Source organism: Polaromonas sp. CT11-55 (genome assembly GCF_047303325.1).
Taxonomy (GTDB): Bacteria; Pseudomonadota; Gammaproteobacteria; order Burkholderiales; family Burkholderiaceae_C; genus Polaromonas.
Window position 1 is genome coordinate 17,436 of record NZ_JBKBEX010000006.1, and the last position, 19,829, is coordinate 37,264.

At 64.8% G+C, this 19,829-nt stretch carries 19 protein-coding genes; 14 read left to right on the forward strand and 5 right to left on the reverse strand.

The features are described 5' to 3' along the window. Window positions 1-4: 4 nt before the first annotated feature. Window positions 5-994: an MBL fold metallo-hydrolase gene (locus ACEN8I_RS08065; protein ID WP_413327811.1), complete on the forward strand. Its 990-nt coding sequence runs from the start codon at window positions 5-7 to the stop codon at window positions 992-994. 24 nt (window positions 995-1,018) lie between these two features. Here the strand turns inward: ACEN8I_RS08065 and ACEN8I_RS08070 are convergent, their stop codons facing one another. Beyond that, window positions 1,019-1,426: a BLUF domain-containing protein gene (locus tag ACEN8I_RS08070; RefSeq protein ID WP_413327812.1), complete on the reverse strand. Its 408-nt coding sequence runs from the start codon at window positions 1,424-1,426 to the stop codon at window positions 1,019-1,021. Window positions 1,427-1,504: 78 nt separating this feature from the next. Between ACEN8I_RS08070 and ACEN8I_RS08075 the strand changes: the two genes are divergently transcribed. Together ACEN8I_RS08075 and ACEN8I_RS08080 are read left to right on the forward strand one after the other, a co-directional pair. Continuing rightward, window positions 1,505-2,263: a Crp/Fnr family transcriptional regulator gene (locus ACEN8I_RS08075; protein WP_413327814.1), complete on the forward strand. Its 759-nt coding sequence runs from the start codon at window positions 1,505-1,507 to the stop codon at window positions 2,261-2,263. Window positions 2,264-2,425: 162 nt separating this feature from the next. Further along, complete coding sequence (locus tag ACEN8I_RS08080; protein ID WP_413327816.1) at window positions 2,426-2,620, forward strand: hypothetical protein; 195 nt, start codon at window positions 2,426-2,428, stop codon at window positions 2,618-2,620. A gap of 44 nt (window positions 2,621-2,664) precedes the next feature. Here ACEN8I_RS08080 and ACEN8I_RS08085 read toward each other — a convergent pair whose 3' ends face one another. Further along, window positions 2,665-3,597 carry a DUF6279 family lipoprotein gene (locus ACEN8I_RS08085; protein ID WP_413327817.1) on the reverse strand — a complete coding sequence of 311 codons (933 nt, stop codon included), beginning with the start codon at window positions 3,595-3,597 and terminating at the stop codon, window positions 2,665-2,667. On the opposite strand from ACEN8I_RS08085, the gene glmU reads away from it, so the two are divergent. Next, window positions 3,596-5,017: a bifunctional UDP-N-acetylglucosamine diphosphorylase/glucosamine-1-phosphate N-acetyltransferase GlmU gene (gene glmU, locus ACEN8I_RS08090; RefSeq protein ID WP_413327818.1), complete on the forward strand. Its 1,422-nt coding sequence runs from the start codon at window positions 3,596-3,598 to the stop codon at window positions 5,015-5,017. The genes ACEN8I_RS08085 and glmU overlap by 2 nt on opposite strands. 34 nt (window positions 5,018-5,051) lie before the next feature. Beyond that, window positions 5,052-5,516 (forward strand): hypothetical protein, encoded by a 465-nt coding sequence (locus tag ACEN8I_RS08095; RefSeq protein ID WP_413327819.1) that lies wholly within the window; start codon window positions 5,052-5,054, stop codon window positions 5,514-5,516. Window positions 5,517-5,547: 31 nt separating this feature from the next. On the opposite strand, the gene ACEN8I_RS08100 is transcribed toward ACEN8I_RS08095, so the two are convergent. Further along, window positions 5,548-6,510 carry a DMT family transporter gene (locus tag ACEN8I_RS08100; RefSeq protein WP_413327820.1) on the reverse strand — a complete coding sequence of 321 codons (963 nt, stop codon included), beginning with the start codon at window positions 6,508-6,510 and terminating at the stop codon, window positions 5,548-5,550. A 121-nt stretch (window positions 6,511-6,631) separates the two neighbouring features. On the opposite strand from ACEN8I_RS08100, the gene ACEN8I_RS08105 reads away from it, so the two are divergent. The 4 genes from ACEN8I_RS08105 to ACEN8I_RS08120 are packed head-to-tail and all read left to right on the forward strand — an operon-like array spanning window position 6,632 to window position 12,656. Further along, a complete protein-coding gene (locus tag ACEN8I_RS08105; protein ID WP_413327822.1) occupies window positions 6,632-7,567 on the forward strand; it encodes a LysR family transcriptional regulator in 936 nt (311 codons plus the stop codon). Between the two features lie 59 nt (window positions 7,568-7,626). Continuing rightward, window positions 7,627-10,554, forward strand: coding sequence for a DUF2339 domain-containing protein (locus tag ACEN8I_RS08110; protein ID WP_413327823.1), 2,928 nt, complete (start codon window positions 7,627-7,629; stop codon window positions 10,552-10,554). Beyond that, on the forward strand, window positions 10,551-11,981 hold the full coding sequence (locus ACEN8I_RS08115) for a DUF3999 domain-containing protein (protein WP_413327824.1): 1,431 nt from the start codon (window positions 10,551-10,553) through the stop codon (window positions 11,979-11,981). Before ACEN8I_RS08110 ends, ACEN8I_RS08115 begins: the two co-directional genes overlap by 4 nt. 18 nt (window positions 11,982-11,999) lie before the next feature. Further along, a complete protein-coding gene (locus ACEN8I_RS08120) occupies window positions 12,000-12,656 on the forward strand; it encodes an FABP family protein (RefSeq protein WP_413327825.1) in 657 nt (218 codons plus the stop codon). Here ACEN8I_RS08120 and ACEN8I_RS08125 read toward each other — a convergent pair. Further along, window positions 12,653-13,138 (reverse strand): Lrp/AsnC family transcriptional regulator, encoded by a 486-nt coding sequence (locus tag ACEN8I_RS08125; RefSeq protein WP_413327826.1) that lies wholly within the window; start codon window positions 13,136-13,138, stop codon window positions 12,653-12,655. The genes ACEN8I_RS08120 and ACEN8I_RS08125 overlap by 4 nt on opposite strands. A gap of 135 nt (window positions 13,139-13,273) precedes the next feature. Here ACEN8I_RS08125 and glmS point away from each other — a divergent pair, with 135 nt between their 5' ends. Both glmS and ACEN8I_RS08135 read left to right on the forward strand, forming a co-directional pair. Continuing rightward, complete coding sequence (glmS, locus tag ACEN8I_RS08130) at window positions 13,274-15,124, forward strand: glutamine--fructose-6-phosphate transaminase (isomerizing) (RefSeq protein WP_413327827.1); 1,851 nt, start codon at window positions 13,274-13,276, stop codon at window positions 15,122-15,124. Between the two features lie 176 nt (window positions 15,125-15,300). Further along, a complete protein-coding gene (locus ACEN8I_RS08135; protein ID WP_413327828.1) occupies window positions 15,301-15,612 on the forward strand; it encodes a cupin domain-containing protein in 312 nt (103 codons plus the stop codon). Between the two features lie 314 nt (window positions 15,613-15,926). On the opposite strand, the gene ACEN8I_RS08140 is transcribed toward ACEN8I_RS08135, so the two are convergent. Continuing rightward, window positions 15,927-16,832: a LysR family transcriptional regulator gene (locus ACEN8I_RS08140; protein ID WP_413327829.1), complete on the reverse strand. Its 906-nt coding sequence runs from the start codon at window positions 16,830-16,832 to the stop codon at window positions 15,927-15,929. A 152-nt stretch (window positions 16,833-16,984) separates the two neighbouring features. On the opposite strand from ACEN8I_RS08140, the gene ACEN8I_RS08145 reads away from it, so the two are divergent. The 3 genes from ACEN8I_RS08145 to ACEN8I_RS08155 are packed head-to-tail and all read left to right on the forward strand — an operon-like array spanning window position 16,985 to window position 19,793. Then, the gene (locus tag ACEN8I_RS08145; RefSeq protein WP_413327830.1) at window positions 16,985-17,968 is read left to right on the forward strand and encodes a 2Fe-2S iron-sulfur cluster-binding protein; all 984 of its coding nucleotides are present in this window, start codon (window positions 16,985-16,987) and stop codon (window positions 17,966-17,968) included. Between the two features lie 46 nt (window positions 17,969-18,014). Then, the gene (gene gtdA, locus ACEN8I_RS08150) at window positions 18,015-19,064 is read left to right on the forward strand and encodes a gentisate 1,2-dioxygenase (RefSeq protein WP_413327831.1); all 1,050 of its coding nucleotides are present in this window, start codon (window positions 18,015-18,017) and stop codon (window positions 19,062-19,064) included. Between the two features lie 33 nt (window positions 19,065-19,097). Continuing rightward, window positions 19,098-19,793 (forward strand): fumarylacetoacetate hydrolase family protein, encoded by a 696-nt coding sequence (locus tag ACEN8I_RS08155; RefSeq protein ID WP_413327833.1) that lies wholly within the window; start codon window positions 19,098-19,100, stop codon window positions 19,791-19,793. The last annotated feature ends 36 nt before the right edge of the window (window positions 19,794-19,829 follow it).

A 19,829-nucleotide genomic window follows, 5' to 3' on the forward strand; every position in this document is an offset into this window, starting at 1 on the left:
CCGCATGTCCAAAGCCTTCGCCTCCCAGTCCGACCTGACCGACAAGACCATCACCTTCGAGCAGCTCAGCGCGCATTGCTGGGCCTACACCGCCGAGGGCGACCCCAACTCCGGCGTCATCATCGGCGACAAGTTCATCATGGTCAGCGACGCCACGGCCACGCCGGCGATGGCGCAGGACTTGATCAAGCGCATACGCACTGTCAGCGACAAGCCCATCAAATACGTGCTGCTCACGCACTACCACGCGGTGCGCGTGCTGGGCGCCAGCGCCTACGCCGCCGAGGGCGCGACCGAAATCATCGCCAGCCAGGGCACTTATGAACTGATCGTCGAGCGCGGCGCGCAGGACATGCAAAGCGAGATGGAGCGTTTCCCGCGCCTCTTTCGCAATGCCGAAAGCGTGCCCGGCCTGACCTGGCCGACCCTGGTGATAGACGGCGGCAACCCCGTTAAGGGCGAAAAGCCCGGCAAGCTGGTGCTGGACCTGGGCGGCGTGAAGGTGCAGATCTGGCACCCGGGCCCCGGCCACACGCGCGGCGACACGATTGCCTGGATTGAAGAAGAAAAAGTGCTGTTCTCGGGCGACCTGGTCGAATACGAGGCCGGTGTCTACACCGGCGACGCCCAGCTCGAGGAATGGCCCGCCACCCTGGAGGCCCTGCGCGCGCTCAAGGCCGAGGCCATAGTCCCCGGCCGCGGCGAGGCCATGAAAGGCGCGGCCAACGTCAACAAGGCGCTGGACTACACCAGGCGCTGGGTCGAAACCCTGTACAAGGCCGGCAAGGAAGCGGCCGCCGCCGGCATGGACCTCAAGGCCGCCATGGCCCACACCCGCAAAAGCATGGACCCGGTCTTCGGCCATGTGTTCATCTACGAGCACTGCCTGCCGTTTGACGTGAGCCGCGCCTTTGACGAAGCCAGCGGCATCAAGAATCCGCGCATCTGGACCGCTGAGCGGGACAAGGAAATGTGGGCCGCGCTTCAGGGCTAAGGTCGCGCACTCCTGAGGCCGGGCTTAGGTATCCAGGTCCAGCGCGGACAGCAACCCGGCAAAAGCATCCAGCGCGGCCTGGCCGTCCATGTGCTCCATGCGTTCGAGCACGTCGTCATCCTCGACCAGGCAGTAACCCAGGCTGAAGCGCTTGAAGCGCCGGGCGGCCAGTTCGCCGTGGTGCAGAACCTGCAAGTTGGTATGGCGGCTGTCCTGGCGTATGCGCTCCAGCAGCGCCAGCACCTGTTTCTGCCCGCCCTCCAGCTGCTGGCAAAAACGCATGCCGTCAAAGATCAGCAGGCCGGTGATGCCGCGCTCGGCGTTGGCCTGCCGGGCCTTGGCGGCGATGTCGCCGACGACGCTGAGCGGCGCTTCAGGGGCCAGTGTGCTGACATAAAGGATTTCATACAGGGAGGTGCTTGTGAGTGTCATCGCGGCACAATGTAGCGGCACGCCTCGCACGGCACAATGTCAAAAGACACAGGGATATGCGCCTAAGATAAGTCTTTTATGAACATCCCAACGCCAACTTCAGCGATCTGCCCCCCGCAGTGCAAGGCCTGCGGTTTGCGCAGGACCGGGGCCTTCATGCCGGTGAACGCCGAAGAGCTGAAGTTCATCGAAGCCTTCCGCACCGGCACCACCGCGGTGAAGGCCGGCAGCACCATTCTTTATGAGCAAAAGCCCAACGGCAAGCTCTTCACGCTGTACTCGGGTTGGGCCTTTCGTTACAAAACCCTGAGCGACGGCCGCCGGCAGATCCTCAATTTTTTGCTGCCCGGTGACTTCATTGGCCTGCAGCAGAAATTCGCCGACGGCCCCATGCACGGCATCGAAGCCGTGACCGACACCAGCCTCTGCGTGTTTCCGCGCGAAAGGCTGTGGGAGCTGTTCCGCAATTTCCCCAACCTGGGCTATGACATCACCTGGCTGGCGGCACGCGAAGAAGGCATGGTGGACGACCACCTGCTGACCGCCGGGCGGCGCAACGCCACCGAGCGTGTGGCCATGCTGCTCATGCATTTGTTCCGCCGGCTGGAGCGGGTGGGCATGGCCGAGGGCGGCCTGATTGAGTTCCCGATCAACCAGCAGCACATCGCCGACGCGTTGGGGCTGTCGCTGGTGCACACCAACAAGACCTTGCGGCGCCTGCGCCAGCTGGGCCTGCACGAGATCCAGGACGGCAAGCTGCGCCTGCTCAATACCCGGGCGCTGGAGCGCATCGCCGACTATTACGATACGCCCCCTCCGCAGATCCCTCTGCTCTGATCCAGTCCTGTAGGTTGCCGCTGACAGCCGGGCAGCGTGTTGGCTGACACGTGCCCCCGGCACCGGGTTTTATGGTGTTTCTCTTGCCCGCGATATGCCATTTCGATGGCTCCTTCTTTCATGCGAAGGAAACCGCGGCGATGCGTCATCCAGGAGCCTCCCATGAACCACGCACAAGCACCGGGCGCACGGCTGCAGCAGCAGCCTCAGCGCTTCATGGACCGCCAGCAACAGCAAAGCAGCGGCTCACGCGAGTTCCAGCCGCACCGCTCGCAACCCGCTGACGTACCCGTCAGCCAGATGGGCGGGGCAAACCATGAAGGCGGCCGCAAATACCCGGACAAGGCCCAGCCCTAGTGCAGGGGGGCCGGTTTCAGGTCCGGTGCCGGGGAGTCGTCGCTTCAGGATTTCTGTGCGTGCAAGGTCCTGAAGTCCTGCTCGTAGCGGTGCAGCGTCTCCACCGCCTTGTGGCGTTGTGCCGGCGTGGTGCTGTTGTGCAGCTCCGCGATCGTGGCGCAGGCGTCCTGTGTCAGCTTTTCCATGTAGTCGCGGTAAGCCGCATCGGGTGAGGTGAGGGTGCGTTCAAACAGCCCGCGCACCGCGGCCTGGGTTTTCTCGGGCGTGGCTTGTCCTGCTACCAGCGGGCGCAGCGTGTGCAGGGCGTCCTGCTGGCGCCGGATTTTTTCCGCGTAGCTGCGCGGTGCGTCGAAGTGCGAGGTGTCTATGCGTCGCTCGATCACGGCCAGCTGTTTTCTATCGAGCTGGCCGTAAAGCATTTCGGCGCGTTTGACCGCCTCCTTGTAGCGCTTGTCGCGCTGGGCTTTGGGCGATGCCTCCAGGAAGTCTTCGCGGTATTCCTCATTGCCCTTGGCGAAGCGGCGTTCCAGGTTTTTCAGCTGGCCGGCTTGCAGCGAGCTCACCAGGGTCGCCATGGGCGGCTCCGCCTGGCGCGACAGCAGCACCAGCTTGCCGCGCACATCGGTGTAGATCGCGCAGGCTGCCGCGGCGTCCATGTCCGAGGGCATTTGTTTCTGCAGTTTTTGCAGCGCCTCGATGTAGCCGGGCAGCTGCGTCTGCCGGTGCCAGGCCTGCAGTTTGTCCAGGTCGGCCTTGACCTGCAGGCTTTGCGCGTCGGTGAAGTCGAAATGGCGGTCCAACTGCCAGTAGACCAGCTCGGGCGCCTGGTTGTAGGCGATTTTCATGAGGCTGCAGCTTTGCAGCAGCCCGGCCAGCGCCAGGACGGCCAGCCCGCCGATAATCCTTGTGCAGCGCCTCGCGCCCGCTCTGGCGGCCCGGGAGCGCGTCATCACCCCAAGATCCAGAGGAAATTTCATGGCAATCCCAATCGATGTCGTCATCATGGCCGCGGGCAAAGGCACGCGGATGAAGAGCAGCTTACCCAAAGTCCTGCACCGTTTGGGCGGGAAAGCTTTGCTGGCACATGTCATCGAATGCGCCGCCTCCGTGTCGGCGCGCCAGGCGGTCGTCATTACCGGACACGGCGCGGCCCAGGTCGAGGCCGCCTGCGGCCGTTTCAGTCAGTCCGCCGGGGCCCCCGTGGCGTTGCAGTTCGCGCGCCAGGAGCCGCAGCTCGGCACCGGCCACGCGGTGCAGCAGGCCCTGCCCCTGCTGGCCGACGACGGCGTCACGCTGGTGCTCTCGGGCGATGTGCCGCTGACCGAGGCCGCCACCTTGCAGGCCCTGATCGCCCAGTGCGACGGCCAGCGCCTGGCGCTGCTCACGCTCAGCATGGCCGACCCCACGGGCTACGGGCGCATCGTGCGCGCCGGCCCCGAGGCCTCGGCACAGGTGCGTGCCATCGTCGAGCACAAGGACGCCAGCGCCGCCCAGCGCGAGATCCGCGAAATCTACAGCGGCATCATGGCCGTGCCCACGCGCCTTTTGCGCGCCTGGCTGGCCCGGCTGGACAACAAGAATGCCCAGGGCGAGTACTACCTCACCGACATCGTGAAGTTCGCCGTGGCCGACGGCGTGGCCGTGGTGGCCCACCAGATCACCGACGCGGCCCAGGTGGCCGGCGTCAACAGCCCGGTGCAACTGGCCGAGCTTGAACGTGTTTACCAAAGCCGGCTGGCCGTCGCCCTGATGGAGCAGGGCGTGCGCCTGGCCGACCCGGCGCGCCTTGACGTGCGCGGCACGCTGCAGTGCGGCCAGGACGTCGAGATCGACGTGAACTGCGTCTTTGAAGGCACGGTTACCTTGGGTGAGGGCGTGCGCATAGGCGCGAACTGCGTGGTCGCCAACTGCAGCATCGCCGCCGGCGCCGTGATCCACCCCTTCACCCACATCGACGGCGAAAAGCTGGGCGTGCAGGTGGGTGAGGGCGCGCTGATAGGCCCCTTCGCGCGCCTGCGTCCTGGCGCGCAGCTGGGCGCCGAAGTGCACATCGGCAATTTTGTCGAGGTCAAGAACTCCACCCTGGCCAAAGGCGCCAAGGCCAACCACCTGGCCTACCTTGGCGACGCCACCGTCGGCGAACGCGTCAACTACGGCGCCGGCAGCATCACCGCCAATTACGACGGCGCCAACAAGCACCGCACGGTGATAGAAGCCGACGTGCACATCGGCAGCAACTGCGTGTTGGTGGCGCCTGTCACCATAGGCGCGGGTGGTACCGTGGGCGGCGGCTCTACCATTACGAAGAGCACGCCGCCGGATTCGCTCAGTGTGGCGCGGGGCAAGCAGGTTAGTTTGCCTAACTGGAAAAGGCCCGCCAAAAAGACGGTATCCTGACCCGGCTTGACAGCAACTAACCTGAGAAAAAAACATGAAAAAAATTTGCGCAGCGGTGGGTGTGATCCTGGTTTTGAGCGGGTGCGCGCCCGCGAAGCTCGTTCCCATGTCCAGGCCCCTGGAAACCAACCAGTCCACCCTCGTGGTTTATCGCGAGTCGGGATTCAATTCAGGCGGTGTTGACGCTGTGTTCGGGTCGGGTCAGCAAGACTGGGTGGCGCTGGACACAAAAAGCTACGCGGTGCTGCAGATAGCGCCGGCTCCGCACGAGTTTTTCGTCAGGTCGACGCAGGCGGACCAGCCTTTTGTGTTCAAGGCGACGGTGGCCCAGGCTGAGACCAAATGTCTGCGCGTGTTCCCGAATCCGGGGAACTTCGCGAAGGCGCTGCTGCCGGTCAGTTATCTGGCCGGCAATACCTTCCTTCTCGAAGAGACCGCGTGCCCCAGTCAGGAAACGTTGGCGGGGTTTGGCAAAAAGGCCGTGACTTACGCCAAATGATGGCCGGCTACGGCCTTTTGTGTCTCGGCCTTTACTTGACCCGATTTACCAAGAACACACCAAAAATTGCCAGCGCCCCACCAGCCAGCAGGCTGGCGCTCAGGGGCTCACCCAAGATGAGCCACCCTAACAGCACACCAAACACCGGCACAAGGTTGTTGAACACCACCGTGCGTGCGGCACCCAGCTGGCGCAGACCTTCGTAATACCAGACAAAGGCCACGGCCGTGCCCAGCACGCCCAGGAAGGCCAGGCCGACCCAGACTTCGGGGGTGAAGGAGTCGGCATGCACATGGGGCATGTCGCGCAGCGCCAGCAGGCCTAAAAACAGCGTGCCCCAGATTGCCGCCCACAGCGTGGCCAATACCGGCGACAGGCCTTGCAGCAGCTTGCGGCCCACCAGGGTGTAGACGGCCCAGGCGCAGACGGCGCCGAACATTGCGAGTTCGCCCTTGCCCAGCGATTGCACGAGTTGCGACAGGTCGCCGCGCGTCACCACCACCCACACGCCCAGCAGGGCCAGCGCCACGCCCAGCCAGCGCGTGGCCGACAGCCGGTCGCCCAGCAGCGCGGCGGCGATCAGCAGCGTGACCACCGGGTTCAGGGCGATGATCAGCGAGGTGCGGCCGGCCGGCAGCACCGACAGCGCGGTGAAAAACAGCAGGTTGTAGGCAAAGATGCCGGTCGCGCCCAGCGCCATGGTGCCCAGCAACTGGCGCCGCGTGAGCTGCGTGAGGGCGCGCAGGCCTTCGGTGAAATGCAGCGCCGCCAGCAAAGCCAGGGTCGCGAACACAAAGCGGATAAACCCTGCGGTGGCTGGCGGCAGGTGGGCCGAGATCACGCGCCCCGCGATAAACGTGCCGCCCCACAGGACGGGCACGCAGGTCAGGCGCAGGTACAGGCTCCAGAGCTTGGGGCTGGCGGCTGCGGGCGTGTGTGGAACCGGCGCGGCGGCAGCGGTGGCCAGTGCGGCGGGCGGGGAGGCAGTGGTCATGAAGGACTTCGGAAAGGCTTGGGTTGAGGGAAAACCGTCAATCGGGTAGATTTGATGCATGAGATTAATTGTTAAATTACTCACTATCAAATGAGTATTTACTCATGAAGGCTTGTTCACCATGACCCTGGCCCAGCTCGAAGTGCTGATCACCCTGGACGAATGCCGCAGCTTCTCGCGCGCGGCCATGCGCCTGGGCACCACCCAGTCGGCCGTCAGCCATGCGCTGCGCGCGCTGGAGACCGAATTCGGCGTCAAGCTGGCGCTGCGCGATGCCTCAGGCGTGTCCATGACCGACGCCGGCGAGCGCCTGCTGCTGCGCGCCCGCGAGATGACGGCCCTGGCCGCCACCATGGCGCAGGAGTTGGGCGATGCGAAAGAACTCAAGACCGGCACGCTGCGCATAGGCTCCTTCGGCCCGACCTCCACCGTCAACCTGCTGCCGCCGCTGCTGGCCGCCTTCAAGCAGGCCCACCCTGGCGCGCAGGTGCGCATCGAAGAAGAAAGCGACGAGGTCATCGACGAGTGGTTGCTGCAAAAGCGCGTGGAGCTCGGCTTTGTTGTGGTGCCCGATGAGCGCTTCGAGGTGCTTCCGCTGGTGCAGGACGAGTTCGTCGCCATTCTGCCCGCCGGCCACGCGCTGGCCGCGCACAAGGCCGTGCCCGTCAATGCGCTCAATGGGCTGGACTTTGTGCTGACCGAGGCCGGCTGCGGCCCGGTCATCGTGCCCATCCTGCAGAAAAACATCACCCTGCCCAAGGTGCTCTACCACTTCACGCAAATCATCTCCATCCTGCAGTTTGTGCAGCGGGGCCTGGCGGTCTCGGTCGCCGCGCGCCTGGCGCTGCCCGATGCGCCCGAGGGTGTGGTCTACCGGCCGCTGCTGCCTGCGCAGCCGCGCACCGTGGGCCTGGCCTGCCTGGACGTGGCCAGGCTCTCGCCTCTGGCGCGGGCCTTCTGGGAGACCGCGCGCGAACGGGCGCGTGTACAGGCCGGACCCAAGGCCGCACCCGCCGGCAAAATCCCGGCCCTTCGCGACGCGCCGGTCGGCGTTTGAGGCGCGCCGACCCCATCAAGTACTATCAGCCCCATCCATAAAAAGGGAGGGGCTGGGCCATGATCATCTGGAGCATTGTGTGGGGCGCCATCCTGGGCTGGTTCTGGCCGGGTTATGGCGATGCCGGCGTTTTCCTGGGCGCCTTCCTCGGCTTTTTTGCCGGGCTGTCGCTGCGCTGGGCCGTTCGGGCCGAAGTGCAGGCCGCCTGGAAAAAAACGCCGCAGCCTGCGGCGCCTGCCGCGCGCCAGGCTGCGGCCACGCTCCCGAATATTGAAGAAGCCCACGCACCGGCGGCCTCAGTGCCGCAGCCTGTTCCCATTCCCTCGCCACCCGCCAGCGCCGCCGACAACGAAGCGGCACAGGCGCCGGAGCTGGCGCCCAACGGCCTGCCGCGCGCGCAGGCCGACGCGGCTCCCGCCGTCCCCACCGCTGCTGCCCGGCCCGCCTACCAACCGGCCGAGCCCAACGCCGTGGAACTGGCCCTGCTCGCCGCCAAGAGCTGGTTCCTGGGCGGCAACACCATTGTTCGCGTGGGCCTGGTCATCCTGTTCATAGGCCTGTCATTCCTGGCGCGTTATGCCGCCTCGGCCGGGCTGTTCCCGGTGGAGTTGCGCCTGGCGGCCATAGGCGCGGCGGCCATCGCGTTGCTGGTGGTGGGCTTTCGCAAGCGCGGCGACAAGCCCGGCTTCGCGCTGGCGCTGCAGGGCGCCGGCGTGGCGGTGATGTACCTCACGGTGTTTGCGGCCTTTCGCCTCTACGGCCTGCTGGAGCCGCTGCCGGCCTTCGTGCTGATGATCGTCGTCTGCGGCCTGAGCTGCGCGCTGGCGCTGCTGCAGGACTCGCGCGCGCTCGCGGTGGCGGCCTTTGCCGGCGGCTTTGCCGCGCCGCTGCTGCTGTCGACCGGGCAGGGCAGCCACGTGGGGCTCTTCAGCTACTACACGGTGCTCAACCTGGCGATCCTGTTCATCGCCTACAAGCGCTCCTGGCGCGTGCTCAATGTGGTCGGTTTTGTCGCCACCTTCGGCGTGGCCACGGCCTGGGGTGTGCTCAAGTACGCACCGGCGCACTACGCCAGCGCGCAGCCCTTTCTCATCGGCTTTGTGTTGATCTACCTGTTCACCGCCATTCTGTATGCGCGCAACACGCCGACCCGGCTGGGCAACGCGGTCGATACCATGCTGGTGTTCGGCACGCCGCTGGTGGGCTTCGGCCTGCAGGCCGGGCTGGTGCGCGGCATGGAGCTGGGCACGGCCTTCTCGGCCCTGGGCTTTGCCGCGCTTTATCTGCTGGCGGCCATGCTGCTGGCGCGGCGCGCGCTGGCCGGCTACCGCCTGCTGATTGAATGTTTCATCGCCGTGGGCGTGGGCTTTGCCACGCTGGCTGTGCCGCTGGCGCTCGATGCCCAATGGACCTCGGCCGTCTGGGCACTGGAGGGCGCGGGCGCGTTCTGGGTCGGCATGCGCCAGGCGCGCTGGATGGCGCGCGCCTTTGGCCTGCTGCTGCAGGGCGTCGCGGCCATGGCTTTCCTCGGCGGGCTGGACGGCGCGGCCGGCGGCCTGGGCCACCACGTGTATGCCATACCTTTCGGTAACCCGGCTTTCATAGGCGCGATGCTGATCGCCTTGCCCGCGCTGCAGCTGGCCTGGTGGCTGCGCAAGCCGCTGCCGCACAGCGAGTCGTCCTGGGCCAAGGGCTATGCGGGTGTGGAGTCGCAGCTCAGCGTGCCCGTCTACCTTTATGGCTTTTTCTTCTGGTGCCTGGGCTGGCTGCTCGAAATCGCGCGGCGTGTGCCGGCGCTGGAGGCCGACGCCATGCCCCTGCATGTTTTCAGCGAGCGCACCACCAGCCTGCTCATGATGCTGGCCGTCGTCGCCAGCGCGGCCCTGTCCATGTTGCTGGGCCTGAAGAAACAATGGCCAGTCGCGACCTGGCCCGCGCGCATCAGCGTTGCCGTGCTGGCGCTGGGCTACCTGGCGCAGACCGGCGAAGGCTACCGCGTGCTGGCCACGCCGGCCTGGGCCGTCTGGCCGGTGGTGCTGTTGCTGCACTACTGGATGCTGCGGCAGACCGACCGCCTGGCGCAAGCCGCCGTCCTGCCCGGCGGCGAGGGCCGCGCATCGCCTTTCGGCTTTCTGCATGCGGCGGGCGCCTGGCTGGTCACCGTGCTGCTGGCCGATTGCCTGTGGTCGGGCATAGGCAAGGCCGAACTCTGGCGCACCTCCTGGGCCGGCGTGGTGCTGCTGGTCAGCGCCATTGCCGTGCTCATGCTGCTGGCCACCTGGGCCGGCAAGGCCAACCGGCAGACGCAGCGCCGGGGCTTCGCATGGCCGCTCAATCCGCATGCGCAGGCCTACTACTGGCTGGCGGCCCTGCCGCTGGCGGTGCTGGTCTTCGGGGGCACGCTGCTTGCTGCCGTGCACTCCTCGGGCCACACCGCGCCCCTGCCTTACATCCCGCTGCTCAACCCCACCGACCTGACCCTGGCGCTCGCGCTGGGTGCGCTGGTGTTCTGGCGCCGCGTGCTGGTCACGGCCGCGCCGCCGCCGGCCGGCGCGGCCTGGGCCACGGGCCGCAACGCATTGGTGGCGCTAGCCCTGCTGGTGTTCATTGCGGTCAACACCGTCTGGCTGCGCGTTGCCCACCATTTCTTCGGCGTGCGTTGGGATGCCGACGCGCTGTTCGCAAGTTTTGTGGTGCAGACGGGCTATGCGATTTTGTGGACCTTGCTGGCGCTGACCCTGATGGTGCTGGCGCACCGCCGCGCGCAGCGGCCGCTGTGGCTGGTGGGCGCGGGCCTGCTGGGCCTGGTGGTGCTCAAGCTGCTGCTCATTGATTTGTCCAACGCCGGCGGCGCTGAACGCATCATCGCTTTCATCGTGGTCGGTGTGCTGATGCTGGTGGTTGGCTACTTCGCGCCGCTGCCGCCCAAGGCGCAGCCGGTCGCGGCGCCGGATGCCCAAGATATGAAAGAAGAGGCCCTGCCATGAAGACATATCCATACGCCCGCTTGTTGGCGCTCGCCTTCTCGGCGGGGCTGGCCGTGCCGCTGCTGGCGGCCGATCCACCCGACGCCGGCAATGCGAAGTCCTATGCCATCCGCATTCCCGTCACGCCCGCCGACGCCCCGCTGCAGCGCCTGCTGTTGCCGGCCGAGGCGCTGGTGCGGCTGCAAAACGCGGGTTATGCCGACCTGCGAATCTTCAACGCGGCCGGCCAGCCCGTGCCCATGGCGCTGGCCAGCGTGCCGACGCAGACCTCCACGCAGGAGCACAGCGTCAAGCTGCCCGCCTATCCCATCCTGGGCGCGGAGTCCGCCGCCGCGGCGGGGCTGGAGGGCCTGTCTCTGCGCATCGAGGAGCGCCAGGGCAAACGCGTGGTGCAACTGAACACCGGTGGCGGCACCACCACCGCCGCGGCCGGGCCGCAAAAAGTGCTGGGTGCGCTGATCGATGTACGCAAGTTCAGCGAGCCCGCGGCCGGCATGACGCTGGACGCCGACCTGCCGGTGGGCCAGCCCGTCAGCTTCAACGTGCAGGCCAGCAAGGACCTCAAAAACTGGCGGCCGCTGGCGGACACCGTGCTCTACCGCGCCGATGCCTCGGCCTCCGCGGCCAGCCTGGGCGACACCCGCCTGGACCTGGCCATGGCAAACCTCAAGGACCACTATCTGCGCATCAGCTGGGGCGCCGCCGCTGTCACGGTGCGCGGCGCCACGCTACTCACCTCCCAGAGCACCGCTGTGCGTCAGCGCGTCAGCGCGAGCATGGCCGCGCCCGTGCTCACCAACGCGCGTGAGCTGGTGTTTGCGCTGCCCTTTGCCACGCCGGTGGCCGCGCTCAAAATCACGCCGCAGGGCAGCAATGTGCTGGTGCCGATCCGTGTGCTGGGGCGCAACAACCGCGAGCAGCCCTGGGCTTTGCTGGCCACCACGGTGGTCTACCGCCTGGGCACGGCCGGCAAGGAGCAGGCCAGCGGCCCGGTGGAAATCGGTGGCGCCTCGGTGCGCGAAGTGAAGATAGAAGCCGACGCCAAGACGCCGGGCTTTGCCGCCGCGCCCGAGATCAGCCTGCAGTTCGAGCCCGCGCAAGTTGTGTTCCTGGCCAGCGGCCAGGGTCCGTTCACGCTGGCCGCCGGGCTGGGCGGCCCGACCGGCACCGCAGGCGCTTTTCTGCCTATGGCCAGCCTGATCCCGAACTACCAGCCCTCGCAGGAAAACACGCTGCCTCTCGCGCGGGCCGATGTGTCAAAGGCCGAGGCCTCCGGTAGCGTAGGCGGCCCGCTGGTGGCCGCCGCGCCGCCGGCCGACAGCCTGCCCACACGCAGCCTGGTGCTCTGGGGCATCCTGCTGCTGGGCGTGCTGGCCCTGGCCGGCATGGCCTGGGGCCTGCTCAAACAAACCAAAAAGACCGCCTGACCTGCCCGGACATACACGATGAGCAACGACACCTTCCCCAAAGACATCTACACCGAACCCGAGGTCGACTCCGACACCCTCGCCAACCTGGGCCCGCTGCGCGCCATGGCCGGCATCTGGGAAGGCGCGCGCGGCGCCGACGTCAAACCCGTGGCCACCGGCACCAAAACCCAGGCTTATATCGAGCGTTATGAGCTGCATCCGATAGACGCTCAAACCAATGGCCCGCAGGCGCTGTACGGCCTGCGGTATCACACCTTCATCCACAAGCCCGGCTTTACCAAGACTTACCACGACCAGGTCGGCTACTGGCTGTGGGAGCCGGCCACCAGCACCATCTATCACACGCTCGCCATTCCGCGCGGCCAGGTGGCCATGGCCAGCGGCAAGGTGGCCGCCGATGCGACGCAGTTCGAGCTGGTTTCCGAGCGCGGCAGCCTGACGAACGGCATCGTCTCCAACCCCTTTATCGAACACGCTTTCACCACGCTGGCCTGGCGCATTTCGGTCACGCTCAATGCCGACGGCAGCTGGTCCTACTTCCAGACCACGGTGCTGCAGATAGAAGGGCGCGACCAGCCCTTTGACCACACCGACCGCAACACCCTGGTCAAGGTCGGCGAGCCTGCGCTCAATCCAAAGGCGCTGGCGAAGCAGCAGGGCGGCAACGCCTAGGGCGCAAGCAAAACGCGCGGCGCAAACTTGGCCCGCCGCGTGCTGAAAAAAGCCTTCACGTTGCGCACATTCGCATCGCTGGTGAACAGCCGCTGCGCCAGCGCCAGGTAGCGCGGCATGTCGGCCACATGCACCACCAGCATGAAGTCCGGCCCCGGCGACACGCGGTAGCACTGCTGCACCGCCTCGTCGAGCACCACACGCGCTTCAAAGGCCTCCTGCTGCTCGGCGCCTTGCCGCTCCAGCGTGATCTCCACGAGTGCCGTGAGCCCATGGCCCGTGATGGCTGCCAGTTTGTCGACATTGAGCAGTGCGACATCGCGCTCCACCAGCCCGGCATCACGCAGGCGCTTGACACGGCGCAAGCAGGTGGGCGGCGAGATATGGACCCGCTCGGCCAGCGCCTGGTTGCTCAGCGAGGCGTCGGTTTGCAAGCTGTCCAGCAGCTTGAGATCTGTTTCGTCGAGTGCTATTTGTTCCATGATTAGACTTTAAATGGAATTAAATTCAATTCATAAAGAATTATGAAATTAAATTCCATAAATTCACAAAAATCAATCACATTGACAAATAACAAGCACGTAGCATCCACACATCGTTCTTCAGGAGACCTCCCCATGTGTGGCATTGTTGCTTCCGTTTCGACCCGAAATATCGTTCCCATCCTGGTGCAGGGTTTGCAGCGCCTCGAATACCGCGGTTATGACTCCTGCGGCGTCGCCGTCTATGCCGACGGCCTCAAGCGCGCGCGCAGCACCTCGCGCGTGGCTGAACTGCAGGAGCAAGTGAGCGCCGACAAACTCGAAGGCGGCACCGGCATTGCCCACACCCGCTGGGCCACCCACGGCGCGCCTGCCGTGCACAATGCGCACCCCCACTTCAGCCACGGCAGCGGCGCCGCATCGCAAAGCAAACCTGGCAAGGTCGCGCTGGTGCACAACGGCATCATCGAGAACTACGAAGATCTGCGCGAAGGACTGGAAGCCAAGGGCTATGTCTTCGTGAGCCAGACCGACACCGAAGTCATCGTCCACCTGATGGACAGCCTGTATGACGGCGACCTCTTCGAAGCCCTCAAGGCCACCGTCGCGCAGCTGCACGGCGCTTACGCGATTGCCGCCTTCTGCAAGGACGAACCGCACCGCGTTGTCGGCGCGCGCGCAGGCTCGCCGCTGATCCTGGGCGTGGGCAAGGACAAGACCGAAAACTTCCTCGCCAGCGACGCCATGGCCCTGGCCGGCGTGACCGACCAGATCGTCTACCTCGAAGAGGGCGACATGGTCGACATCCAGCTCGGCAAGTACTGGATCGTCGGCAAGGACGGCAAGCCCGCGCAGCGCGAGGTCAAGACCGTGCAGGCCCACAGCGGCGCCGCCGAGCTGGGCCCCTACCGCCACTACATGCAAAAAGAAATTTTTGAACAGCCGCGAGCGATTGCCGACACGCTGGAAGGCGTCGAAGGCATAGTGCCCGAACTCTTCGGCGACCAGGCCTTCCGCGTGTTCAAGGACATCGACTCCGTCCTCATCCTGGCCTGCGGCACCAGCTACTACAGCGGTTGCGCCGCCAAGTACTGGCTTGAGTCGATTGCCGGCATCCCCACCCAGGTCGAAGTCGCCAGCGAATACCGCTACCGCACCTCGGTGCCCAACCCCAAAACCCTGGTCGTCACCATCACCCAGAGCGGCGAGACCGCCGACACCCTGGCCGCGCTGCGCCACGCGCAAAGCCTGGGCATGACGCAGACCCTCACCATCTGCAACGTCTCCACCTCGGCCATGGTGCGCGAATGCAAGCTCGCCTACATCACGCGCGCCGGCGTCGAGATCGGCGTGGCCTCCACCAAAGCCTTCACCACCCAGCTCGCGGGCCTCTTCCTGCTCACGCTGGCCCTGGCCCAAAGCAAGGGCAAACTCAGCGACGAAGAAGAAGCCGGCCACCTCAAAGCCATGCGCCACCTGCCCGCCGCCCTGCAAGCCGTGCTGGCCCTGGAGCCGCAGGTCATCAGCTGGGCCGAAGACTTCGCCAAAATGGAAAACGCGCTCTTCCTGGGCCGCGGCCTGCACTACCCCATCGCCCTCGAAGGCGCGCTCAAGCTCAAGGAAATCAGCTACATCCACGCCGAGGCCTACCCGGCCGGTGAACTCAAACACGGCCCCCTGGCCCTGGTCACCAGCGCCATGCCCGTCGTCACCGTCGCGCCCAACGACACCCTGCTCGAAAAGCTCAAAAGCAATATGCAGGAAGTCCGCGCCCGCGGCGGCGTCCTCTACGTCCTCGCCGACGCCGACAGTCACATCGAAAGCGGCGAAGGCCTGCACGTGATTCGCATGCCCGAACACTACGGCGCGCTGAGCCCCTTGCTGCATGTGGTGCCGCTGCAGTTGCTGGCGTATCACACCGCCGTGGCGCGCGGGACGGATGTGGACAAGCCTCGCAATCTTGCAAAGAGCGTGACCGTCGAATGACGGTTACGGTGCGCGCAAGCGCACTGCGAGGCTTGGTGGACGCTCACTTCGCGCAGCGAAGTTACGCGGCCACACAAGCCTCCCCCTCGCAATCTTGCAAAAAGCGTGACTGTCGAGTGAATGTCGCGCTAGGCGATAGCGCACGCTTGGCTCCGTAGTCGAATACCAAAACCGATATGAATGAATTTCAATTTACCGATTCTTCCGCTGTGGCATGGCGCCCATCCACGTTTGCAGCCGGCGTGGAAGTCAAAGACCTCGGCTCCGCCAACGGCAGATCCATGCAGCTCGTCAGGTTTGCGCCGGGCACGGCGTTTCCCCTCCACACCCATACCGGTCCGGAATTCATATACCTGCTGGAGGGCGTCGCTTTCCAGGAGGGTCAGCAACTCAGTCCGGGTTGGGGTGCGGTCGCTGCGACCGGCAGCATCGACACAAACTTCTCCAGTCCCTCGGGCTGTGTATTTCTCACCGTGTACTCGGACTGAGTCGCGTCAGCCCCTTGCTGACCGGATTTGGACAAATAGGCGTGTTGAATGAATTCCGCTGAAGTCTGCCCCGAGTTTTCCATCGAATCTTGACCCACACCCATTGTGAGCAGAAGGTGCCCACGATGTGGATAGCCTGCGTGGCAAGCCCGCTCGCCTCGGCGACCACTGGCGCCGCGTTGCGCGTGGACGGCGGCGTCGGTACTGAAAAGGTGTGGCCCTTTGGAGGGATTTACCGACGGACTTTATTCCTCCCCATCAGCACTGCGAGGCCTGGGAGAGCACTCATATCGCGAAGCGATCCAAACCGCGGATCAACGATCCGAATGCGTCTCGAAGACAAGCGATCTGAGCCACTGATTTGCCGGGTCCTTGTGGTACTTGGCGTGCCAAAAAAGATTGATGGCGATTTGCGGCAACTTGACGGGATGGTTGACGTATCTGAGATTGAATGGCGTCGCCATTTTTTCCGCCAGACGCTCGGGAACTGTGGCTACCATGTCGGTGGATTGAAGAATATGGCCAATCGCCACGAAATGGGGAACCGTGAGGCGTATGCGTCTTTTTTGTGAACCGCTGTCCAGAATTTCGTCGACTTTCCCGTGTCCGGTTCCCGCGGATGCAATCACGAGTTGATCGCTGGCAAAAAAATCCGCCGGAGAAATCTTTCGCTTGTCCAGTGGATGGTTTTTGCGAAACACGCAAACGTATTGTTGAGAAAACAGGCGCTGCTGGAAGAATCCGGCCTTCAATTGGGGTAACAGCCCGATCGCCAGGTCGACGTGCCCCGCCTCCATGGCATCTTTCAGGTTGACGGTGGTATTGCGCACCGTGCTGATGGAAACCCCGGGCGCCACTTTCTGGATCTTCTCCATCAAAAGAGGCAGGAAGTAGATTTCGCCGATGTCGGTCATCCCGACGGTAAAGCTGCGTTTGCTGCTGGCGGGGTCGAATGAATTCTTGGCGTTGATCGCGCCGTGGATCATGCCCAGCGCATAGCCTATCGATTCGGCCAATTGGTCCGCAAAGGGCGTGGGCTGCATGCCGCTCGACGTGCGCAGAAAAAGTTCATCCCCAAACAGCTTGCGCAGGCGCGCCAGGGCGTTGCTGACGGCGGGCTGTCCCAGGCCGAGGTTCTCCGCCACCTTGGAGACTTTTCTTTCGGTCAGCAGCTGGTTAAAGATCACCAGCAGGTTCAGGTCAATGTCCTTGAGTTCCATCTGTGGCTCCCCGTGGTACTGAATATTGATTTAAATGATATAGAACATTAACGCCATTGTATTGACTGATTTTGGTGGGTCTTTGATCATGGCCTCATTGCAGCTGATGCCCCTGATTGCCGCTGCCCACGAGACACACCAGATCAACCACGATGGAAATTTTTGTCCGCCCTCTCCAGCGTACGCTGAGCGTTAGCGCAGGGGTGAATTTGCTCGACGCCCTGCGCGCCAACGACGTGCCGGTGTCCTACAGCTGCATGGCCGGGCGTTGCGGTACCTGCCGCTGCAAGCTCGTCGAAGGGCAAGTGCTCGCCTCGGGCGGGGAAGCACAGCGGCCGGTGGCAGCTGGGGACCAGTACGTATTGGCCTGCCAGACCTTTCTGACGGAATCCTGCATTGTTGAGATCCCCGAGCCCGACGAGGTCGTCGTCCATACGGCAAAAATCGTCAAGGCCACTGTCGTTGCGGTGGAGGACCAGACCCACGACATCAAACGCCTGCGGCTGAAACCGGCCAAGCCCATCGAGTTTTCGCCGGGGCAGTACGCCCAGCTTCAGTTCACGCCCGAGCACATCCGGCCTTATTCCATGGCGGGCTTGTGTGCCGACGGCGAGCTGGAGTTCCACGTGCGCCTGGTCGCCGAGGGCCGCGTCACAGGCTACATCGCCAATACGCTGAAGGTTGGCGACGCGGTGCGCGTCAGCGGTCCGCTGGGTTCGGCCTACCTGCGCCGCAAGCATGAAGGGCCGATGCTTTGCGTGGCCGGCGGCACAGGCCTGGCGCCGATTCTGTCCATCATCCGCGGCGTCATTGCCGAAGGCATGCGCAACAGCATCCACCTGTATTTCGGCGTTCGCTCCGAACGCGACATCTATGGCCGCGAGTGGCTGGCAGAGCTTGAGCACCTGCATCCGCAACTGAAGGTGCACGTCGTGCTGGCGTCCGGCCAGGCGCCCGGCTGCCGTACCGGCCTGGTGACCGAAGCCATCGCCCAGGACTGGCAGGGCCTTGACGGCTTTCGCGCCTATCTCTGCGGTGCGCCCCCCATGGTGGAGGCCACCAGCCTGCTGGTGCGCCAGATGGGCGTGTTGCCCGAACAAATCTATGCCGACGCGTTTTATGCCAGCGGCACTTGAGCGACCAGACCGACCAGACCGACCAGACCGATCAACAGGAACCCCCATGAACAGCAGAAATACCGACCTTGATTCCCAGCTGAGCCGCAAAGCCTATTACGACCGCATAGGCGTCGACAACATGACGCCCTTATGGGAAGTGCTGGGCGCGCTGGTGCCGCACTCACCGAAGTCGCCGGCGGTCCCGCATCTGTGGAAATACGCCGACGTGCGCCAACGGGTCATGGAAGCGGGCACGCTGATCAGCGCGGCTGAGGCGGAACGCCGCGTGCTGATCCTGGAAAACCCCGGGCTGCGCGGCCAATCCTGCATCACACAGTCGCTGTATGCCGGCCTGCAGCTCATCATGCCGGGCGAAGTGGCGCCGGCGCACCGCCACACCCAGTCCGCGCTGCGGCTGGTGCTGGACGGTGAGGGCGCCTACACGGCGGTCGATGGCGAACGCACGACGATGCGCCGTGGTGACTTCATCATCACACCGGCCTGGACCTGGCACGACCACGGCAACCCCGGTGACCAGCCGGTGGTGTGGCTAGACGGACTGGACATTCCCATCGTGCGCTTCCTCGATGCGGGATTTGCCGAGAAAAGCGACAGCAACTACCAGGCCGTCGTCCGGCCGGAGGGCGACGCGCTGGCGCGCTACGGCGCCAACATGGTGCCGGTCGATTTTTACCAGCAGCCTGCCGAGCCGACCAAAGTGTTTGTCTATCCCTGGGAGCGCACGCTGGCATCGCTGAAATCCATCGCTGCGGGCGGCAAGCCTGACGCGCACTTCGGCCACAAGCAGCGTTACGTCAATCCGGCCACCGGCCGCTCGCCCATGCCGACGATAGCGGCATTCTCCCAGCTGCTTCCAGCAGGCTTTGAGACACGGCCCTACCGCTGCACCGATGGCACGGTGTACGTGTGCCTCAGCGGCCACGCCGAAGCGAGCATTGAAGGCAAGACCGTTCGCCTCGATGAAAACGACGTGATGGTGGTGCCGTCCTGGCACAGCCACCAATTCCGCGCCGGCCCGGATACCGTGCTCTTCAGCTATTCAGACCGCCCGGTGCAGCAGGCACTCGGCCTGTGGCGCGAAAACCGCGCCTGAAAGACTTTCAACTTTTCAACGGAACACCGTCACATGAACTACGCCATCGAACCCGCTGCCATTCCCACGCTCGCCGTCGCCGGTATCCGCGAACGCTTTCCCGTCAACCGGATCTTTTGCGTGGGCCGCAACTACGCCGCGCATGCGCGCGAGATGGGCAAGGACCCGGATCGCGATCCGCCGTTCTTTTTCATGAAACCGGCCAACGCGGCGGTCGATGCATCGTCACCGGTCAGCATTCCTTATCCGCCGAAGACGAACAACTTCCACCACGAAATCGAACTCGTCGTCGCTATCGGCAAGGGCGGCCGCGACATCGCCGTGGCCGACGCGCTGGACCATGTCTACGGCTACGGTGTGGGGCTGGACATGACACGCCGCGACCTGCAGCTCGAAGCGCGCGACAAGGGCCGGCCGTGGGAATTCGGCAAGTCTTTCTCGCTGTCGGCCCCTGTCGGCGCGCTGTCCCGCGTGGCCGACGGCGGCCATGTCGCGCAAGGCGCCATCAGCGTCACCGTCAACGGCGAGGCCCGCCAATCGTCAGATGTTGCCAAGCTGATCTGGTCGGTCCCGGAATGCATCGCCTACCTTTCCGAATATGAAACGCTGGAGCCCGGCGACATCATCATGACCGGGACGCCCGAAGGCGTGAATGCCGTGCTTGCGGGCGACGTGATGCAAGGCGACATCGCGGGCCTGGCGGGCATCACGGTCACGGTGGCCGCCTGAAGCACAGGCGCTGAATAACCGAAGAAAAAGGAGACA

Coding starts and splice junctions, on each gene's coding strand:
- ACEN8I_RS08065 (WP_413327811.1), top strand. CDS start 5: ATGTCCAAAGCCTTCGCCTCCCAGTCCGACCTGACCGACAAGACCATC.
- ACEN8I_RS08070 (WP_413327812.1), bottom strand. CDS start 1,426: ATGACACTCACAAGCACCTCCCTGTATGAAATCCTTTATGTCAGCACA.
- ACEN8I_RS08075 (WP_413327814.1), top strand. CDS start 1,505: ATGAACATCCCAACGCCAACTTCAGCGATCTGCCCCCCGCAGTGCAAG.
- ACEN8I_RS08080 (WP_413327816.1), top strand. CDS start 2,426: ATGAACCACGCACAAGCACCGGGCGCACGGCTGCAGCAGCAGCCTCAG.
- glmU (WP_413327818.1), top strand. CDS start 3,596: ATGGCAATCCCAATCGATGTCGTCATCATGGCCGCGGGCAAAGGCACG.
- ACEN8I_RS08085 (WP_413327817.1), bottom strand. CDS start 3,597: ATGAAATTTCCTCTGGATCTTGGGGTGATGACGCGCTCCCGGGCCGCC.
- ACEN8I_RS08095 (WP_413327819.1), top strand. CDS start 5,052: ATGAAAAAAATTTGCGCAGCGGTGGGTGTGATCCTGGTTTTGAGCGGG.
- ACEN8I_RS08100 (WP_413327820.1), bottom strand. CDS start 6,510: ATGACCACTGCCTCCCCGCCCGCCGCACTGGCCACCGCTGCCGCCGCG.
- ACEN8I_RS08105 (WP_413327822.1), top strand. CDS start 6,632: ATGACCCTGGCCCAGCTCGAAGTGCTGATCACCCTGGACGAATGCCGC.
- ACEN8I_RS08110 (WP_413327823.1), top strand. CDS start 7,627: ATGATCATCTGGAGCATTGTGTGGGGCGCCATCCTGGGCTGGTTCTGG.
- ACEN8I_RS08115 (WP_413327824.1), top strand. CDS start 10,551: ATGAAGACATATCCATACGCCCGCTTGTTGGCGCTCGCCTTCTCGGCG.
- ACEN8I_RS08120 (WP_413327825.1), top strand. CDS start 12,000: ATGAGCAACGACACCTTCCCCAAAGACATCTACACCGAACCCGAGGTC.
- ACEN8I_RS08125 (WP_413327826.1), bottom strand. CDS start 13,138: ATGGAACAAATAGCACTCGACGAAACAGATCTCAAGCTGCTGGACAGC.
- glmS (WP_413327827.1), top strand. CDS start 13,274: ATGTGTGGCATTGTTGCTTCCGTTTCGACCCGAAATATCGTTCCCATC.
- ACEN8I_RS08135 (WP_413327828.1), top strand. CDS start 15,301: ATGAATGAATTTCAATTTACCGATTCTTCCGCTGTGGCATGGCGCCCA.
- ACEN8I_RS08140 (WP_413327829.1), bottom strand. CDS start 16,832: ATGGAACTCAAGGACATTGACCTGAACCTGCTGGTGATCTTTAACCAG.
- ACEN8I_RS08145 (WP_413327830.1), top strand. CDS start 16,985: ATGGAAATTTTTGTCCGCCCTCTCCAGCGTACGCTGAGCGTTAGCGCA.
- gtdA (WP_413327831.1), top strand. CDS start 18,015: ATGAACAGCAGAAATACCGACCTTGATTCCCAGCTGAGCCGCAAAGCC.
- ACEN8I_RS08155 (WP_413327833.1), top strand. CDS start 19,098: ATGAACTACGCCATCGAACCCGCTGCCATTCCCACGCTCGCCGTCGCC.